Below are 19,276 nucleotides of genomic sequence, written 5' to 3'. Positions count from 1 at the left end.
TATACTCTACCCCCAAAATTAATTTGAACTCTTGAAATATAGCAGTTTCGCTCTCACATTCTATTTTTTAAAAATATATTAACTTGATCAAAAATACAACTCGAAGATCATCGAGGCACATATATATTTCATCTGTCCCACTCCTCATCAAAATTTCCCACGACCCACCTATAAATAGACAAATTCATCATAACCCTTATAAACCATTCATGATATCTAATCGCAGGTTCAGATGATGAATGCGGTAATAGGATTAGAAGATGGAACGTTTTTAAAAGGTACCGGTTTCGGTGCTGAAGGTATCGTTTGCGGAGAGCTTGTTTTCACTACTCAGTACACAGGTTATGAGGAATCACTGACAGACCCTTCATATAGCGGTCAGATCTTGATGTTCACATATCCTCTTATCGGAAATTATGGGGTCAATGATGAGACCTTCCAGTCCGACGGTGTAAAGGCCGAGGGCCTTGTTGTAAGGGAAGCATGCCCGTCTCCAAGTCACCACCAATCCATGCGTAATATCTACAAGCTGATGGAAGATGAGGGTAAGCCCGGAATATCCGGAGTTGACACCCGTATGCTTACCATCGGCACCAGAGAGCATGGTACCATGCGCGCTGCACTTATCAATGGCAGTGACGATGGTGAAGAGGCTGTAAGGCTGGCGAGAGCGCAGCCGGATATATCCAGTCTCGACCTGATCTCAAGGGTTACCTGTAAAGAGCCCTACACCATAAAAAGTCAGGTCAATACCGGTGACAAGAAAAATGTCGTGCTTATCGACCTCGGAATGAAGAGGAACATTTCTACAAGTCTATTGAACAGAGGCATTGATGTTACAGTGGTACCAGCTACCACACCAGCTTCTGTAATTCAGGAATTTAACCCTGATCTTTTATTCCTGTCCAACGGACCAGGTGACCCACAGAACGCAACTGCAGCCATAGACGCAGTAAAAGAAATGGCAGGAACTGTTCCTATTGCAGGAATATGCCTTGGCCATCAGATCATTGCAAGGGCACTTGGAGCTGACACATACAAGCTCAAGTTCGGGCACCGTGGAGCAAACCAGCCGGTCAAGGACCTTGAAACAGGAATTGTACACATAACATCACAGAATCACGGATTCGCTGTGGAAGGAGATTCCTTCGATGACACCGATGTAACTGTCACACAGATCAACACCAATGACAGGACCGTGGAGGGCATCGAGCAAAAGGACCTCGATATATTCAGTGTTCAGTATCATCCAGAAGCACATGCTGGACCAAGAGATACAGAGAAGATCTTCTTTGGAAAAGTAATGAAAGCTATGGGAGGCAGGGTATAATGGCAAAACGAAACGATATAAAGAAGGTCCTGCTCATAGGCTCCGGTCCGATAATGATCGGACAGGCAGCAGAATTCGATTTCTCCGGAACTCAGGCTTGCAGGTCATTGAGAGAAGAAGGATACAAGGTAGTCCTTGTGAACTCAAATCCGGCAACCATCATGACAGATCCGGAAATGGCAGATGCTGTTTACATCGAGCCGCTTGAAGCAAAGATAATCGCCAAGATCATCGAGAAGGAAAGACCTGACAGCATCATTGCAGGTATCGGCGGTCAGACAGGCCTTAATCTCACAAGTGAGCTTGCTGAGATGGGTGTGTTCGAGAAGTTCAATGTCGAACTGCTTGGAACATCCCTTGAAGCTATCAAGAACACAGAGGACCGTGAGCTCTTCAAGAACAAGATGGAAGAGATCGGTGAGAAAGTGCCCAGAAGTGTGGCAGTATCCACACTCAAGGAAGCTGAAGAGATCATCGATGAGCTCGGATTACCCCTTATCATACGCCCTGCATACACCCTTGGAGGAGCAGGTGGCGGTATCGCATACACAAGAGAACAGCTTCTCGAGATATCCGAAAGAGGCCTGCGACGCAGCAGGATCAATCAGGTCCTCATCGAGGAAAGCGTTCTCGGATGGAAGGAATTCGAATACGAGGTCATGCGTGACTCCAACGATACCTGTATCGTTATCTGTAACATGGAGAACCTTGACCCAATGGGAGTTCACACCGGTGAGTCCATTGTGGTTACCCCTTCACAGACGCTTAACGATATCGAACACCAGATGCTTCGTACAGCAGCTATAAAGATCATACGTGCTCTCGACATTGAAGGTGGATGTAACATCCAGTTCGCTGCCAAGGACGGAGAATACAGGATCGTGGAAGTGAATCCACGTATATCAAGATCATCCGCTCTTGCTTCAAAGGCAACAGGTTATCCTATCGCAAGGGTCACAGCAAAGATCGCAATTGGAATGACACTTGACGAGATCCTCAATGATGTCACCAAGAAGACACCTGCATCCTTTGAACCTACCATCGACTACATTGTCACAAAGATCCCAAGATGGCCATTCGATAAGTTCGTCACCGCAGACAAGACACTCACCACCGCTATGAAGAGTACCGGTGAAGTGATGTCCATCGGACGTACCATCGAGGAATCCCTTCAAAAAGCTGTCAGGTCCCTTGATATCGACATGAAGTTCGGTAACAAGACCTGGGAACAGGCAGAGGTCATCACCCTTTTGAAGACCCCTACAAGCGAAAGACTGTTCGTTATCTTCCATGCACTCAATACCGGAATGAGCATAGAGGAAGTATCTGAGCTCAGTGGCATCGATGTCTTCTTCATCGAGAAGATAGACAACATAGTCAAGATGGAAAAGAAGCTTGCAGCAGAACTTTTCGCTGGTGAGCCGGACATCGCTCTCTTAACAGAAGCAAAACGAATGGGATTCACAGATGAACGCATCGGCCAGATGACAGGAAAGAGCCGTGAAGAGATCAACGATCTCCGCCGTGCTAACAACCTAACTTCGACCTACAAGATGGTCGATACCTGTGCTGCAGAATTCGCTGCAGAGACACCTTACTATTATTCATGCTATGAAACGATGTGCGAGGATGTACCAACCGACAGGAAGAAGGTCCTCATCCTCGGTGCAGGCCCTATACGCATCGGTCAGGGTATCGAGTTCGATTACTGTACTGTCCATGCTGTGACAGCTATCCGTGAAGATGGAATTGAAGCACATATCGTGAACAACAACCCTGAGACCGTTTCAACCGATTACGACACCTCCGACAAGCTGTTCTTTGAGCCGCTTACACTGGAAGATGTCATGAACATAATCGATCGTGAGAGACCCTATGGTGTACTGGTACAGTTCGGTGGACAGACCTCTGTCAATCTTGCACTACCTCTCCAGAAGGAACTCGCACGCCGCACTGATCTCGACACGATCATTATGGGAACATCCCCTGAGGACATCGATATGGCAGAGAACAGAGAAAAGTTCAACCTGATGATGAGCGAACTCGGTGTTGCACAGCCTGAAGCAGGCTATGCGACCTCACAGGAAGATGCTATCGAGATAGCCAACCGTATTGGATATCCGGTACTTGTCAGGCCATCATACGTACTCGGCGGACGTGCAATGGAGATCGTCTATGAGCAAAATGACCTTGAACGCTACATGAGGGAAGCAGTAAGGGTATCCCCTGAACAGCCAGTACTCATCGACGACTTCCTTGAAGGTGCGGTCGAGATAGATGTGGATGCGGTCTGTGACGGCAAGGACGTACTTATCGGCGCGATAATGGAGCACATCGAAGAGGCCGGCGTACACTCCGGGGACTCAGCATGTGTCATCCCGCCACGTTATCTTTCAGAGGAGACCCTCCAGACAGTACGCGAATACACACGCAAGATATCACTCGCACTCAACGTTAAAGGACTTCTCAACATCCAGATGGCAGAGCAGGACGGAAAGGTCTACGTGCTTGAAGCGAACCCTCGTTCCAGCCGAACCATCCCATTCGTATCAAAAGCAGTGGGACTTCCACTTGCCAAGATCGCTGCACAGGTCATCATCGGCCACTCCCTTGAAGAACTGGGATACGCACAGCAGGACGAGTTACCTGTCAAGCACTATTCCGTCAAGGAAGTGCTCTTGCCATTCGATAAATTGCCTGGAGCAGACCCAGTCCTTGGTCCGGAGATGAAGAGTACCGGAGAAGTAATGGGCATAGACTATGATTTCGGACGTGCTTTCTTCAAGGCACAGCTCAGTGCAGACAACCTGTTGCCCCTTAGCGGATATGTTTTCATGTCCATAAAGGAAGCAGACAGGGAAGAATTTGTTGAGATCGCAAAGAAGATGCAGGATGCCGGACTTAAGCTCATAGGTACCAAAGGGACTGCGAACTACCTGGCAGAGAAAGGTATCAACATGGAAGCGGTCATGAAGTTGCACGAAGGCAGTCCTAACGTCATAGACATGCTGCGCAGGGATGAGGTCGGACTTATCGTGAACACTCCAACAGGAAGCCAGTCACGAAAGGACGGGTTCCAGATCCGCCGTGCTGCAGTGGACTTCAAGGTGCCATACATCACCACGGTACAGGCAGCAAAAGCAGCCGCTGATGCTATCACATCTATGAAAACAGGTGAGATAACCATCAAGTCCATCAATGAATATCACAAAGAGATCAAGAACTGATCATCAATTACAAGGAAACAATATCATGTCAAAGAAAGTAGCACTTGCGTATTCCGGAGGACTGGACACATCTATCTGCATCCCTCTTCTCAAGGAAGAATACGGATACGATGAAGTAATTACAGTGGCAGTCGATGTGGGACAGCCAAAGGAAGATGTTGCACAGGCAGAAGAGAAAGCACAGAAGATCAGTGACAAGCACTTCACGCTTGATGTTCGTGAAGAGTTCGTGAACGACTATATCTTCCCGCTTATCAGAGCTAACGGCGACTACGAAGGCTATGTCATGGGAACATCCATTGCACGCCCGCTCATCGCTAAGAAGGTAGTCGAGATCGCTAAACAGGAAGGCGCAGTTGCACTTGCACACGGTTGCACCGGCAAAGGCAACGACCAGCTTCGTTTTGAGGCAGTGTTCAGGCTCACCGACATGGATGTCATCGCACCCATGAGAGAGATGAACCTCACCCGTGAATGGGAGATCGAATACGCTAAAGAACATGGCATACCTGTGGGAGTCACCACTGCAAAGCCATGGAGCGTTGATGAGAACATCTGGAGCAGAAGCATCGAAGGCGGAAAGCTCGAAGACCCTGGATATATCCCACCTGAAGAGATATACAAATGGACCACAGCTCCGGAAGACGCACCTGACGCACAGATCATCGAGATCGGATTCGAGAACGGTGTACCTGTATCCCTCGATGGCCAGAAGATGGGCGGTGTCGAACTTATCGAGAAGATGAACGTCATTGCAGGAGCGCACGGCGTAGGTCGTACCGACATGATCGAGGACCGTGTCCTTGGACTCAAGGCACGTGAGAACTACGAGCACCCTGCAGCAACAGTTCTGCTTGCAGCACACAAGGACCTCGAGAAGCTCGTGCTTACCCGTGCAGAGCTCAAGTTCAAATCAGCAGTTGATGAACAGTGGTCTGAGCTTGCATACTACGGCCTCGTGGACGAACCCCTCTACGATGACCTCAATGCGTTCATTGACAAGACACAGGAACGTGTCGCAGGTACAGTGACAATGAAGCTCTACAAAGGTAGCGTCCTCGTTCTTGCAAGGACATCCCCATATGCCCTTTACTCAGAAGAACTTGTATCCTTTGATGGTACAAGCATCGACCAGAAGGATGCCGAAGGGTTTGCCAAATATCATGGATTCCAGGCTCGCCTGTACAGAAAATTCGTAGTCAAGAACTGATCATATTGCACGTATGCGAATCCCGCATACGAACTTCTTTTTTCTTTTATTGTTTTTAATTTGATTCGGATCGTTCTAAATTTAATTCAAAACTCTTCGGTGAAAACATACCCCATATTTAAGATGGGGTGTACTGTACTAAATAAAAGGGCTCGAATCTGATCCCTCGCACAACAAATCGGGGATATATACAACGTGAAAAATGGCAACGCTAAAGTTTTAAATAATACACACCACAATATGTAATTTATGAAATATAAAGTCCATCGCATAGATGTCAAGAGCGATAATATGCAGGATTATTTGGAACAGTTTTTAAATAACCTTGATGGAGAAGTAATTGCAGTAATTCCAAATGTTAAACCTACTTTCCAACTTATGGGAGCAACAGCTAAAGTAGACTTTCTATTAATTGTGGAAAAAACAGGACAAAAATAAACATGTAGCAATTAGAAGTATTGCAGCATTAATTTAAGGAAGGATTTGAAGGCTTGCGGAACTGAAGCTTTTAAAAGATGAATATAAGAAAACATATTTAAAAAGTAGTTGTTTTTGTACTAAGTTTTTTTAGACTATTATCCCCAACTCCCCAACCTCTCCCTCACATGAGCATTGAGAGTAAACGGCTTATCACCCATAGTATTCTGCTTCATGTAATGCAAAGTACCTTTCGAGAATCCAAGTTTCTTCCATTTAAGGTCTTTAATATGCTCCAATTACCAAAATATGATACACATTCACTTATATATTTTCAAGCATATTCTGAATTATATTGTATTGTTTTAAGTTAATTCTTAGACCTTCAGTAATCATCCATTCAAAAAACCATCGAGCCTTCTGATGCCTTCCTCGATATTCTCAAGGCTGTTCGCATACGAGAACCTGATATAGCCTTCCGCACCGCTGCCAAAATCAATTCCCGGGGTCACAGCCACCCCCGCTTCGTTCAATATCCTGCGGCTTAAGTCCAGAGAATCCGAACCGAACTCACGTGCATCGGCAAGAACATAGAAAGCACCCTTTGGCTCGTAGCCTATACTGAACCCGATATCTTTCAGGCGTTTCAGGAGATATTTTCTGCGCTCATCATAGGTAGCCACCATGGTATTCACATGGTCCTGTGGGCCTTCAAGGGCAGCAATACCCGCTTCCTGAACGAAACTATTGGCACAGATGAAGAAGTTCTGCTGTAATTTCTGCAACACCCTCATACAATCAGGCGGAGCTATCAAATAACCAAGCCGCCAGCCTGTCATACAGTACTTCTTCGAAAAACCGTTAAGAACGAACGCATTATCAGTATATTCAAGGATGCTGTGGTCCTCGCCCTCATACACGAGCCCCTGATAGATCTCATCCGAAATGATAGGAACATCACCAGCAACCTCAGCGATACCCTGCATCTCCCTTGAAGACATGACATAGCCCGTGGGATTTGAAGGACTGTTCACAAGGACAGCTTTCGTATCTTCGTTCATATTCTCGGAGACAAGTTCCGGTGTCAGTCCGAACCCGTTCTCCTCAGAAGTATATGCAAAGTTGGGAACAGAACCAAGAGCTGTCGCAAAATTCGGATAGCACGCATAATGAGGGTTTGGAAGCAATACCTTATCGCCCTGGTCCAGAAGGGCCATGAAACTTAGCATAAGAGCAGGACTGGTACCGGAAGTTACAAGCACCTGTTCGGGAACCAGGTCGAGTCCGAAGCGGTTATTATAATCATCGACTATCGCAGTCCTGAGTTCGTAAATGCCCTGACTGTGAGTATATCGTGTCTTGCATGAGGTCAAAGCCTGATGAGCGGCCTCACATATATGTGGGGCTGTTGGAAAGTCAGGCTCCCCGATCTCAAGATGCACTACATCCTTACCTTCATGCTCCAGCTTCTGTGCACTTTCAAGAACTTCCATCACATAGAACGGAGGAATATTGACCGATCTTTTGGATAATGACAAAGGGCTCATATTGACAAAGTCTCCTGTTATTAAAAAGAATAATGTATTGCTGATGAGATGATATTTAAGGATGTCTTTATGCCATCAATTCGAAAAAGACATTATATTAAGGAGTAGGATATCACTCCTCTCCACAATACTCCTTAACATCAGCAAGACATGCCTCGTATAATTTTTCCCTGAGATCAGGCACAGCAGAAAGGGCCCGTGTCCAGTCTGGCATCAGTACATCAGAAGGATCATGCCTGTAATCATCACCGGCATTTCTTATCACGCGTGCGAACATATCCACATACGTCTCTTCCTCATGCCTGTTATAATAAAGCCCATTGCAAAGAGCATCCGCATGATACCTGCGGATAAGGTCCTGACCTAATCGTTTATATCTGACATGTATCCCATGGAGATATGCCTCTGAAATGCGGTTATCCGTAGACTCTGTAACAACGCGCATGAATGTCGTGAAGATATCACCCACCATCTTGCAAAGACCTTCTGATCTACTTGCACCCAGTTCCTGATGCTTGTGGTCATAATAGCCCAGATCGATCTGACATATCTTTTTTGTTGTAGCGTTCCTGTAAACCTCTGCAAGAAGACCAACTTCAAGACCCCAATCAGCAGGGATGCGTATGTTCATGGCAAGGTCACTGGTCATAGCGAACTCCCCTGCAAGAGTATACCTGAAGGCAAGGAAATATCTCAAAATATCTGCTTTAGACTCGGATTGCAAAGTATCGAGCAAAGGCCGGACAAAAAGCCTAAAAACGCGCCCATGCATGGCCATGCCATCCATATCTATCCTTGCATAGAAACCTTTATTGAAAAAGAAATTAAGTTCGGTCTCGACAATAGGATAAAGGAGCTTTGCCGGAAAATCCACCGAATATGTCACAATGTCCGCATCGTGGTAAGCAATAGCATACGAATCAAGAGTTGCTATGCCAGTAGCTATCCAGACATCCTTTCCTTTTCCCTTAAAGGATGTAAGATCAATACCTTTCTTTTTCATATCGAAAATGATATGCTGTATCCTTGGACCATCGCACCATACAATGATATGTGGTAACTTAAGGTCTTTAAAATATTCGACCACATGCACATACTGTTCAGTGTTTTCAGCCGCCAGAGCGATCACGACCTGACTTATATAAGTGCATTCATTAAGGTCCGCGATTATCTTTTTGAGAGGCGGGTTCTCAACCTCCTTATAAAGAATAGGAATGATAAGTGAAGCCGGTCTTTGTACCTTTAGCTCCTCTATCCTCCTAACAAGCTTTTCTTTGTCGATACAAAAATCATGAATCGTTGTAATGTATTCTTGGTAAAAATCCATTTAACTCCCCGAATAGCGAAAGCATCCATAATTCAAGAGCTAACTCCCATGTAACTCTTTATAAGGATGCCAACCCCCAGATTGACGATATTAAGGAATATAATGTTAATGACTAGAGTATCTATATATAGGACATACAATATAAGCTTTTATAACAAAGGGATTTTCAAATTATATTATTCAGTATAAGCAGCAACAACAGACACTGCACACAGAATATTTGCCGGGGGGCGTATTTTGAAACACATCATATTTACAGATCTTGATGGCACACTGATAGACCATGACACATACTCATACGATGCTGCAAGACCAGCACTTGATCTCTTAAAAGAGAAAGAGATACCATTAATATTCTGTACGAGCAAGACACGTGCAGAACTTGAAGTATATGTTGATGAACTTGAATGCCACCATCCGTTCATATCAGAGAACGGAGGAGCAATTTTCATACCAAAGGATTATTTCAGCATTGAGCTGAAAGAAGCACATGAGATTGGTAATTATAAGGTCATAGAATTTGGAACATCATATACAAAGATAAGGGAAGTTCTTGAAGATATCCGCAAGAAGACCGGTTTTAAGATAACAGGATTCGGAGATCTCGATGCTGAGGGCGTGAGCAAGGACACGGGCCTTGACGTCCGATCTGCAAAACTTGCCAAAATGCGGGAATATGATGAAGCATTCCTGCTTGAAGAAGATGAGAATGCAACTGCAAAGGTCATCGAACTGATACAAGCTGCCGGACTGAACTATACAAAAGGGGGACGCTACTGGCATATCATGGGAGACAATGACAAAGGAAAGGCCGTCAGGGGTTTGACTGAGGTCTACAAGCAACAGTTCACAGATATAATCACAATAGCATTAGGAGACAGCCTGAACGATCTTCCCATGCTAAAAGCCGTGGATATCCCATTCCTTGTACAAAAACCGGATGGTAAATATGATCCATCGATAATACTGACAGAGATAAAGCATGCTGAAGGTATCGGGCCTATCGGCTGGAACAATGCGATAATGGACCTCATCGGAAAAGAACGATAACATTTGAGCATACTTGAGAATAAAGGGGGTAATTGATTGATACGTGTTGAGAATATGATCTCAAAGGCCTTTTTATTGGGCATAATCGAGATGGTGGACAAAGACGGGCTGGAAGAGACAACTGACTGGCTCCAAAAGATAGGGATTAAACTTGCAGAGATACAAGGACCCGGATTTGAAGGTGCACGTGAAGATGATATCAATTACGTACCACTCTGCCCGTTCTCCAACATGATTTTGGATTTCATCCAGATGTATGGTGAGCGTCCTTCACAGTTCACCGAACTTGTAAATCTCTCCAACAGGAAAATGGAGGAAGCTGAAAATGGATGGAAATATCCGGCACTTACAACCGTCACCGGGATCCTTTATCACAGTTATACCACAAAGCGTGCTGAGCTCGCTGGTGTCGAACTTCTCAATGTAGGCGCAAAATGCCCTCGAACACATAATAATGTGTATAACGAAAAAGCCCTTGAAAGGGCCGGGATGAATAAAGAAGAAGTGGACAAATATCTCGAAAGATCATATTACGTTAGCAAGATCCAATATCCTGACAAGGAGTGAGACCATTGAATCTGATCGAAGCAGAAAGGCTTTACGAGAACAGCGTGAAGATATTGAAAAACAACCAGCATGAGAAAGGAGGATTCTATGCAAGTCCTCCAGGCACACGTTACCCTTTCATTTACCCCAGGGATCACTCCATAGATATTCTGGGATGCATTGCATCAGACATGATGGATGAAGCAAAGAAAGGACTTGAATTTGTACTTAATTCCCAAAAGCCTCTTGGAGAATTTTCTCAGAGATATGATGTCGATGGAAATGATGCCAGCTATAAAGACCTTCAGATAGATGGAAATGGCCTGGTCCTTTATTCCATGGGAAAATATTTTGAAGCTACTGGCGGTATGTTCTTTGAAAAACTGGCAGACAAAAATTTCGTTGAAAAACACTGGGAGACCATTTCAAAGGCAGTCGAATTCATTCTCATGAACAAGAACGAAGAGGTCGACCTCATACATACCATAAACAGCATTCACGAATATCCGGCATACGAGCATGGATTCGAGATATATGCGAATTGTGCCTGCTGTGCCGGAATACAAGCTGCGGTGAAAATGGGAGCAGCTTTAGGGAAGGATGTTACCACATGGGAAATGGAAGCTGAAAAGATAAAAGAGGCGATCCTTACCCGAATGTACAGTCCCAGAAGGCGATCGTTCATCAAGTGCATACGTGTAAAAGAAAAGAACAGCAACCCTATCGGTTACGATGCTTTTGCATCCAGTGTCATTGATGTTGATGTTGTCGAATATGCTCCTGCCTACTTTGGTATCATTGAACAACAGGATATCAAGAACCGTTATACTGTCAGGAGGATCCATGAAAATCTCTGGGATAAAGAGATTGGCGGATTGAACCGCTACCCTGAGATGTGGGGCAGGAACAATGGCGGATATGGACCATGGTGCCATTTTACCTGTCAGCTGGCAAGCCATTACACTGCCATTGATGACCAGGACATGGCAGAAATGTATCTTGGCTGGGTGGTCGATATGGCTCACAACTATCTCCTGCCTGAACATATTTCAACCATAGAACGTTTCGAGATGTGGTTAGAGGATTATACCAATGCGAAGATACTGAGAGATAGTAAGCTGACCATGATAGAGAATGTGCGCAACCACCCCAAATGGAAGGATGGTATGGCATATGTGACCATTCCGCTTATCTGGCCGCATGCCGAATATATCAGAGCATACAAAGACTACATTGAAAAATTTGGATAATACCTTTTAGTAAAGGGCATGCTTTCATCATCTTCATAATGTAAAGAATTGCATGCCACTGTTTTTCTCTTTTTTGTTTTCCAAAAAGCCTATTTGGTCAGAACCCTCTGTAACCTTCATATTGTCCAAATGTTTGCAGATCATAAGAAAAAGTTCAATCCATTATCTCATCTATTGGAGATATAAGACTGAACTTTTCAACATCAAAGAGCCCCATGTCAGTAAGCCGTAAAGAAGGTATTACCGGAAGCGCTATGAAAGAATGTGTAATAAATGGAGCAGGAAGGGTACAACCAATCTCTTTTACTGCTTTATGGAGATCATTAAGCTTCTTTTCAACCTCCGAAGCAGACAATGTGCTCAACAGACCTGCAAATGGAAGTTCGAGCTTTTCCACGACCTTGCCATCACTTACCACACATATCCCACCGTTCATACCACGTATTGTATTGGCACACAATGCCATGTCCGAATGATCGACACCTGTGACTACCAAGTTGTGACTATCGTGACCTATGCTTTGCCCGATGGCTCCGCTCTTGATACCTATACCTTTGATGAAGCCTGCACCAATGTTCCCATTCCTTCCATGCCTTTCAATTACAGCGACCGAAAGTACATCATTCTCAACATCAGGCATCAATATACCATCCTCATCCGAACGCAATACAAAGGTCTCTTTCTCAGTCACGATAAGGTCAGGAACTACTTTGATGACACACACCCTATGGTCCTTGTCCGCATTGGACCTTATCTGCAGGTCTGATGCAGTAACTTGATCGAATTCCACAGTATTGAAAACCGTATCCGGATATTCATAAGAAGGAACAAAACTTTCCACTGGTCTGCCATATGCATAGACCGAATCGATAAGGAATTTTTCAAGATCGTCCAATACGATAATGTCAGCCTTTCTTCCCATGGAAAGCGAACCGACAACATGGTCCACACGATAATGTTTCGCAGCATTGATGGTACACATGGAAATAGCATCCAGAGGTGAAAGTCCCAGATCCATCGCCCTTCTGACGATCACATCCATATAGCCTTTCAACAGGTCAGATGGGTGCTTGTCATCCGTCACAAAGAAAACATTTTCAAGGGAAACACCATCCTCGATCAGGCGAGGAAGGAATTCATCAAGTGATCTTGCAGCCGAACCTTCCCGTATCATTAGTTTCATCCCAAGACGCAGCTTTTCAAGAGCTTCTTCATATTCAATGGATTCATGGTCAGTGGATATTCCGGCACACATATAGCCGAACAACTGCTCCCTGGAAAGTGCAGGACAGTGCCCGTCAACGACCAACTTTTCCTTGAGTGCTGCCCGTATCATTGAAAGTTTTGTCTTATCGCAAAAAACAACTCCGGGATAGTCCATCATCTCACCAAGTCCAACAACGTTCTCATTGTTTATCAGGGATGTAATGTCATCAACATTTATGGAAGCCCCAGCAGTCTCAAAAGAAGTTGCAGGGACACAGGAAGAGACAGCAACAAAAGCATTTAGTGGAAGGGTAGACGCTTCCTCGAGAACAAGTTCGATACCGCCCCTGCCAAGAACATTAGCTATCTCATGAGGATCGATCACAACCGACGTAGTTCCATGTGCCAGTGCTGGTACTGCAAACTGGCTTAAGGTCACCATACTGGATTCAAAGTGAACATGACCATCCATTAGCCCGGGACAGAGATAACGATCGGTCACATCGACCATTTCGGTCTCATCGCTTTTAAGGGATGAAACATCCCCGATGCCAACGATGTAGCCATCCTTTACTGCAATATCCCTATACAGTATCTCTTTTGTGTTGACATTGATCAGAAGACCACCGAAAAATATAGTGTCTGCCTTGACCTTGCCAGTGGCCGCAAAGACTCTGTCCCTTATATCCATAACAAAATCCATGGATTTACAAAGTATAAGGATATTGCGGCAACAATAAAAAAAGAACAAACATTTCATTTCCAGAACTGCTTGTTCTTGGCATAATTCCTTTCAGCAGCCATGATATCCCTGTAAAAGGTTTCCTCATCCACCCGCATCTTCTCGATGACCCTTGAAGCTGTCTCGGGACCAACACCCCTGCTTGCAAGCGCAATGACAGCAAGTTTCCCACTGGCCATTACGATATGCGAATTACGATAGACCTTCTGGATGCGTTTCACGTCCTCTTTTGCGGTCACCTTATCCTGTTTCCTCACAAGCTTTATCTCATCCTCTTCCCAGGGTTTGAGAGCAGCTATCATTTTGGAATCACACACCGGACATATTATCTCGTCAGGTACGTTCATCACTTTTCTTCGGGACACCCATTTCTTGCAATTGACACAGAAAAGGATGATGCGATCATGCATTATCCTGTCCTTTAATGCAAGGACGATGGACCTGTCCGCTTTTTCCGGTGCCACAAGGTCACGTTTCATTGCAAATCCCGCACCTCCGATGGGAGTTGGTACAGGACTCGAGAGGATGATAATTTCCTCGGAAGCTATCAGACCCAATACCTCTGAGGCTTTATCCACATCGAGCATGTTGTGGAATATCTCACGTATGACCTCATCATACATGGACGTGCCCTTGTAGATCTCGAGGAGCTTCTTCATACTGATACGATCATAATCGATCTCACGGCTTAACGCACCGAACTTCCGTGCCACATGGACCATCTTCCATTTCATGACCGAGGTGTTCTTAAGGGTCATCTCGATGATCGGCTCGATGTGCTCAGGCTGTATATCGTAGATCATCTCCTGAATATGCAAGGCTTTCATGCGCTTTGGAAGCTGCAACCTTATCCTGTACGGATCGACCTCCTGACCGACACTGCCACCAAAACGGGCAGCCAGAAGGGAAGTTATCACCTTTCCAAGCGTTTCGTTGACATTGTGTCCGAAGCAGGAATTGATTATTACGGCCTCACCTTCATCTTCGATCACGATCGTATCATTATCAGGAAGAGGACAACCTTTAGAGATGTGTTCACGCACAAGTTCGATGATAGTAAGTGCACTGGGAACGTCCACCGGATAGTCTTTCATGAGGTCTTCAACGATCTCATTATCCTCTTTTCCATCATGAATAAGGAACGAGATCTTGAAACGTATCCTACCTACTTCCTGCGCAACATCGAACGGAACAGGGATCTCCTCGCCTACCCAGCTTGGGATCTCGCCCATGGTCTTGATTGGCTCTACCTTTATCCTGTCCCTGTCGGTATTCATCTCGATAACACGCCACATTTCGCCTTTCGTGATGAAGACCGCGCCGGGAGATGCGAAGTTCACTACAAATGCCTCATCCAGCACCCCCACAGACCTGCCGGAGACAATATCGAATATCTCGAACTTCCTTTCATCCGGTATCATGGAAAGGTTGTCATAGTAATACTGCCAGCTTTTCTTTCTCCTGCTGATGGTGTTAGAACCTTCCTCTCGCCAGACCATACGATATTCGGTTATCTGTTCGATAACACGCTTTAACTGTTCAAGGGAAAGATCCCGATAAGGATATGCCCGTGCCAGAATGGAATGTATCTTTTCGATCTCTACATCTCCGAAATCGATCACCATTCCGGAGATCTGGTTTGCGACAACATCAAGGGAACCCGTATGAGGTATTATGTCCTCGACCTCTCCCCGCAGAGCTGCTTTTGCTATGGCCATGCTTTCCGCAATGTCATCGGCCCCCATTGTGAGGATAGTACCCCGGGATATTTCGTGTATCCTGTGGCCTGCACGCCCCACACGTTGCAACAGTCGGGACACCTGTCTGGGAGAACCATACTGGACAACGTGGTCAACTTTACCGATATCAATACCCAACTCCATTGATGAAGTACAGATGAGTCCCTGGAGGTCACCTGCTTTGAAGGATTCCTCGGCCTCAATTCGGGCATCCACTGAAAGAGAACCGTGATGGACACCAATTGATGCTCCGAGCAATTTGAATCCAGATGCCAGTGCTTCGGCACTTTGTCGTGTGTTCACGAAGATGAGGGTCGATATATGAGTTTCAACGATCTCCCTTATGCATCGAAGATGGGATGCGAATTCCGGTTCACATCCTATCTTCCTTCCGATGTCGAGGTCTTCATCTGTGACCTGCGGATATATGATGTTGAACTCAAGGAGGCTTAACATGGAAACCTGTACGATGGAAACATCCCTTTTCGCACCTGCAAGAAAATGAGCGACAACATCGGGATTGCCCACTGTTGCCGACAGGCCGACCCTCTGGAACTCGCCGGATATTTCCACAAGACGCTCAAGTCCCACAGATAGCTGAGCACCCCGCTTGGATGAAGCAAGCTCGTGTATCTCATCAATAACTACATAGCTGACACATTCGAGGTTCTTCCTCAAACGCGAACCTGTGAACATTGCCTGGAGGGTTTCAGGCGTGGTTATTAAAAGGTCAGGTGGGTTTTTGGATTGCTTTTGCCTTTGATACGGAGTAGTATCCCCATGACGTACCTGCACATCAATACCAAGCTCTTTTCCCCACCACTGTATACGTGAGAGCATATCACGATTGAGTGCACGCAGCGGTGTAATATAAAGGGCGGACATGCCGACACGACTCCCCTCGCTCTTGCGAAGGATGTGATCGAACATAGGAAGCACTGCTGATTCGGTCTTGCCTGAACCTGTGGGAGCTATCAGGAATGTGTGTTCTCCTGCAAGGATGTGAGGGAAGGACATTTCCTGAGGCTGTGTGGGTGCTTTGAATCCCTGCTTCTCGAGAGCCTTTAAAATTGCAGGGTGGAAGTTGTCGAACATGTTATCGAATTTCATTTACCAACCTCTCCCGAACGTTTTTTCCTTGACCGTCTTTTACCAGTTCGTGGCTTTGTTTCCTCAAGTTTCCGAATATTCTTCAAAATTCCAAGATATGTCCCATCAAGTAAGTATATTTCGGAATTGTCTAGCTTGACTGCCCCTGAAGAAAAGATAGGACCTAAGAGATCATCCCGTACAGACTCATTGAAGGCCACACCACCACAGAGCTCGTTGAATGCAGGCACCACCAGAACCTCAGGATCAGCCCAATTACCGCTTTCCTGGTCAAAGGAAGAACTTTTGAAGTGGTCCATGAATACTTCCTTTTTGAAGTGTGTCTTTAGCCAAACCTGTTCGACCACTGAATAGCCCATTGCATCGGTAAACCGTACAGTCGGGTGATTGTGAGCCACAATGATCTTTTCTGCAGAGAGAATTTCAACCGCTGGCCATGTGTGGCCATGGAAGTAGCCCACACCATCGATGATGGTACCCCTTGGAGAATGGAGTTTTACATCACACCCTTTGGGAAGTAAGAATTCGATGCCCCCATCGTGATTGCCGGGAAAGACATCAACTGTTGCTTGCTCTGCAAGAGTACTGATGAAGTAGGGCATCTCGTCCCTCTCCTGCCACGAGACCTGAGGAACATTGTGCTTGATGTCACCGAGAAGAATTATGTGATCAGGAGATATCTGCTCAACAAGGCCCATTATGCGTTCAAGGCGTTGCTCTATCTGACTGGGTATGGAAAAACCGCTCTTATAAAGGTCCCACTCGATACCCAGATGGATGTCTGCCAGAACAAGGGATGTGAACTCTCCTGATACCACAAGTGCAGGTTCATCAATGACAGGGTCTACTGAGATCTCCATATTCATGTTTTCCTTTCTTTGCCCAACGTGTCAACCTGCTCCTGAAGTTGTTTTATCATGGACTGCATTTCATGCATTTCTTCATGCATCTGTACAAGCCGGTCATACATAGGACTTCTACCATCCTTGACAGCCTGCTCCTGCGAGAACTTTTGCTTGCTTGGAAAGATATAGACATAGGTTAGCCACATTCCGATAAAGGCGACAACGAACATTCCCCCAAGGAATAATATGTATTCTGGAAATAGTGTCCTGAACAATGTGTCGTTCGAGCTGTAATACTGTATACGGGTTATCATGATGAAGTTCAGGAGGGAGAAGAGGAACATGGTCTCGCCTACGAGAATGAGGAGACCGCCAAGGCGGGTGGATGTTGATCTTTGTTGGGGGATCAGGCGGGATAGCATGGTGAGGTTCACCTTTTGTGGAAGTTATGCATTATAGAAGAATAAGTAATATGTTATTGTGAATGACAACAATAATAGATTGAATTACGTTATTATTAAAAGTATTCCAGAAAATCATAAGGAAATACTGACTTATTATTTCTCCGATAAATAGTAAACAATTCAATAATCAAAAAAATATGATGGTGATTAAGAAATATATCACATTTAGAAAGGAGACAAGGATAAAAAAACCATCATTTTATTTATCCAATTCGATCTTCAATAAGTTTTACCATGAATTGGGTTCCATCTTCCAGCTCTTTAAGCATTCTCCCCCTCTTAGTTCCCCACTTATTTTTGAGGTCTTTATCAGAGATTAGCTCAATAGCTTTTTCTAACGCTTTTTCCTGAGACTCTACATCGTTCTTGAAATTGAACACGAGACCATATTCTGCTTCTTGATGATTGGTATATCCTCTTCCACAGAAATCGATAAAAATAGCAGGTGTACCTAACACAGCACATTCCGATGCCATAGTTGAACTCTCGCCCATAAAAAGAGTTGCATAATTCATTAGATAATGCATATCGCTTGCAGGTAATTGTATTTGATATTTACGAAGATCTTCTGGAAGTTCTTTTTCCGACGAGATGAAAACTTTCCCATACTTTTCCAGTTCCCTCACGATCTTTCTTTTCATAGATAAGGAAAAACCTTTGTTGGATTGATCATGAAGTGCTTCCCAGGATACAAACCTCAAAATTGAATATGTTTCATCCTCAGCAAGTCCAAGTTTTTCTAAAATAGAAGGATCGGGTTGAAAATGGTTCGGATGGAGGTAATTGAGTTCAAAATAACCATTGTAATGTATCTGTTTTTTTCCAAGATCGTCCCAATAACCTTTTTGAGTTACGATGTATTTTGTGAAAGGGAAAGTTAGATAATGGACCTGAGTCGCATGTTCAGTGTCTTCAAAAATAAAATATGGCTTTCTGAATAAAAAACTAATATGTGCTAAAGATGGAAGGGCTTGCCCTATAAAAACATCCGGTTTAAAATCCCTTACAACATTGTATGTATTCAGTTCAAGTTTGAGCAAAGATAATAATTTCTTAAGAAATGTTGGTTTGTTCTCACCGATCTGAACATAATCCAGGTTGAAATCATCCAGTAATTCATTATTGTTGTCTTTTTTTATTAAGACTATTTTAATCTGATGACCTCTCTTTTCCATTTCATTAATGAAATTTTTGAACATGTAAACATGTTTAGGATGAGAGATTCCAACCAGTATATTCATTTTATATTCCTTTTCTCAATATTGA

14 protein-coding genes are annotated in these 19,276 nt (G+C 44.7%); 7 read left to right on the top strand and 7 right to left on the bottom strand.

The features are described from left to right. The first annotated feature begins 232 nt into the window (after positions 1-232). The 4 genes from carA (at position 233) to AC20MK_RS04535 (ending at position 6,205) form a co-directional block, all read left to right on the top strand. Positions 233-1,330, top strand: coding sequence for a glutamine-hydrolyzing carbamoyl-phosphate synthase small subunit (carA, locus tag AC20MK_RS04550; protein WP_487356802.1), 1,098 nt, complete (start codon positions 233-235; stop codon positions 1,328-1,330). After that, positions 1,330-4,557 (top strand): carbamoyl-phosphate synthase large subunit, encoded by a 3,228-nt coding sequence (gene carB, locus AC20MK_RS04545; RefSeq protein WP_487356801.1) that lies wholly within the window; start codon positions 1,330-1,332, stop codon positions 4,555-4,557. The genes carA and carB overlap by 1 nt, the downstream gene beginning before the upstream one ends. A gap of 25 nt (positions 4,558-4,582) precedes the next feature. Next, entirely contained in the window at positions 4,583-5,767 is a 1,185-nt protein-coding gene (locus AC20MK_RS04540) for an argininosuccinate synthase (RefSeq protein ID WP_487356800.1), read from the top strand. Between the two features lie 249 nt (positions 5,768-6,016). Further along, on the top strand, positions 6,017-6,205 hold the full coding sequence (locus AC20MK_RS04535) for a hypothetical protein (protein ID WP_487356799.1): 189 nt from the start codon (positions 6,017-6,019) through the stop codon (positions 6,203-6,205). A gap of 371 nt (positions 6,206-6,576) precedes the next feature. On the opposite strand, the gene AC20MK_RS04530 is transcribed toward AC20MK_RS04535, so the two are convergent. Further along, positions 6,577-7,731: a pyridoxal phosphate-dependent aminotransferase gene (locus AC20MK_RS04530; RefSeq protein WP_487356798.1), complete on the bottom strand. Its 1,155-nt coding sequence runs from the start codon at positions 7,729-7,731 to the stop codon at positions 6,577-6,579. A gap of 112 nt (positions 7,732-7,843) precedes the next feature. Beyond that, positions 7,844-9,058, bottom strand: coding sequence for a glucosyl-3-phosphoglycerate synthase (gpgS, locus tag AC20MK_RS04525; RefSeq protein WP_487356797.1), 1,215 nt, complete (start codon positions 9,056-9,058; stop codon positions 7,844-7,846). A 237-nt stretch (positions 9,059-9,295) separates the two neighbouring features. On the opposite strand from gpgS, the gene mpgP reads away from it, so the two are divergent. The 3 genes from mpgP to AC20MK_RS04510 are packed head-to-tail and all read left to right on the top strand — an operon-like array spanning position 9,296 to position 11,904. Beyond that, positions 9,296-10,108 carry a mannosyl-3-phosphoglycerate phosphatase gene (gene mpgP / locus AC20MK_RS04520; protein ID WP_487356796.1) on the top strand — a complete coding sequence of 271 codons (813 nt, stop codon included), beginning with the start codon at positions 9,296-9,298 and terminating at the stop codon, positions 10,106-10,108. 36 nt (positions 10,109-10,144) lie between these two features. Then, positions 10,145-10,675 carry a hypothetical protein gene (locus tag AC20MK_RS04515; protein ID WP_487356795.1) on the top strand — a complete coding sequence of 177 codons (531 nt, stop codon included), beginning with the start codon at positions 10,145-10,147 and terminating at the stop codon, positions 10,673-10,675. Between the two features lie 5 nt (positions 10,676-10,680). Continuing rightward, positions 10,681-11,904: a glycoside hydrolase family 15 protein gene (locus AC20MK_RS04510; RefSeq protein ID WP_487356794.1), complete on the top strand. Its 1,224-nt coding sequence runs from the start codon at positions 10,681-10,683 to the stop codon at positions 11,902-11,904. 154 nt (positions 11,905-12,058) lie between these two features. Here the strand turns inward: AC20MK_RS04510 and ade are convergent, their stop codons facing one another. The 5 genes from ade to AC20MK_RS04485 form a co-directional block, all read right to left on the bottom strand. After that, a complete protein-coding gene (ade, locus tag AC20MK_RS04505) occupies positions 12,059-13,813 on the bottom strand; it encodes an adenine deaminase (protein ID WP_487356793.1) in 1,755 nt (584 codons plus the stop codon). Between the two features lie 53 nt (positions 13,814-13,866). Then, a complete protein-coding gene (locus AC20MK_RS04500) occupies positions 13,867-16,701 on the bottom strand; it encodes a DEAD/DEAH box helicase (protein WP_487356792.1) in 2,835 nt (944 codons plus the stop codon). Beyond that, positions 16,698-17,561, bottom strand: coding sequence for a metallophosphoesterase (locus AC20MK_RS04495; protein WP_487356791.1), 864 nt, complete (start codon positions 17,559-17,561; stop codon positions 16,698-16,700). Before AC20MK_RS04495 ends, AC20MK_RS04500 begins: the two co-directional genes overlap by 4 nt. Positions 17,562-17,563: 2 nt before the next feature. Next, positions 17,564-17,968, bottom strand: a complete 405-nt coding sequence (locus AC20MK_RS04490; protein WP_487356790.1) for a hypothetical protein — start codon at positions 17,966-17,968, stop codon at positions 17,564-17,566. 245 nt (positions 17,969-18,213) lie between these two features. Next, positions 18,214-19,251 carry a DUF354 domain-containing protein gene (locus AC20MK_RS04485; protein WP_487356789.1) on the bottom strand — a complete coding sequence of 346 codons (1,038 nt, stop codon included), beginning with the start codon at positions 19,249-19,251 and terminating at the stop codon, positions 18,214-18,216. Between the last annotated feature and the right edge of the window lie 25 nt (positions 19,252-19,276).

The organism is Methanococcoides sp. DA23, from assembly GCF_057593895.1.
This window is presented reverse-complemented; position numbering and strand designations above follow the sequence as displayed.

Excerpts from the sequence above, each read along its gene's own strand:
- carA (WP_487356802.1), top strand. The coding sequence starts at position 233 with ATGATGAATGCGGTAATAGGATTAGAAGATGGAACGTTTTTAAAAGGT.
- carB (WP_487356801.1), top strand. The coding sequence starts at position 1,330 with ATGGCAAAACGAAACGATATAAAGAAGGTCCTGCTCATAGGCTCCGGT.
- AC20MK_RS04540 (WP_487356800.1), top strand. The coding sequence starts at position 4,583 with ATGTCAAAGAAAGTAGCACTTGCGTATTCCGGAGGACTGGACACATCT.
- AC20MK_RS04535 (WP_487356799.1), top strand. The coding sequence starts at position 6,017 with ATGAAATATAAAGTCCATCGCATAGATGTCAAGAGCGATAATATGCAG.
- AC20MK_RS04530 (WP_487356798.1), bottom strand. The coding sequence starts at position 7,731 with ATGAGCCCTTTGTCATTATCCAAAAGATCGGTCAATATTCCTCCGTTC.
- gpgS (WP_487356797.1), bottom strand. The coding sequence starts at position 9,058 with ATGGATTTTTACCAAGAATACATTACAACGATTCATGATTTTTGTATC.
- ade (WP_487356793.1), bottom strand. The coding sequence starts at position 13,813 with ATGGATTTTGTTATGGATATAAGGGACAGAGTCTTTGCGGCCACTGGC.
- AC20MK_RS04500 (WP_487356792.1), bottom strand. The coding sequence starts at position 16,701 with ATGAAATTCGATAACATGTTCGACAACTTCCACCCTGCAATTTTAAAG.
- AC20MK_RS04495 (WP_487356791.1), bottom strand. The coding sequence starts at position 17,561 with ATGGAGATCTCAGTAGACCCTGTCATTGATGAACCTGCACTTGTGGTA.
- AC20MK_RS04490 (WP_487356790.1), bottom strand. The coding sequence starts at position 17,968 with ATGCTATCCCGCCTGATCCCCCAACAAAGATCAACATCCACCCGCCTT.
- AC20MK_RS04485 (WP_487356789.1), bottom strand. The coding sequence starts at position 19,251 with ATGAATATACTGGTTGGAATCTCTCATCCTAAACATGTTTACATGTTC.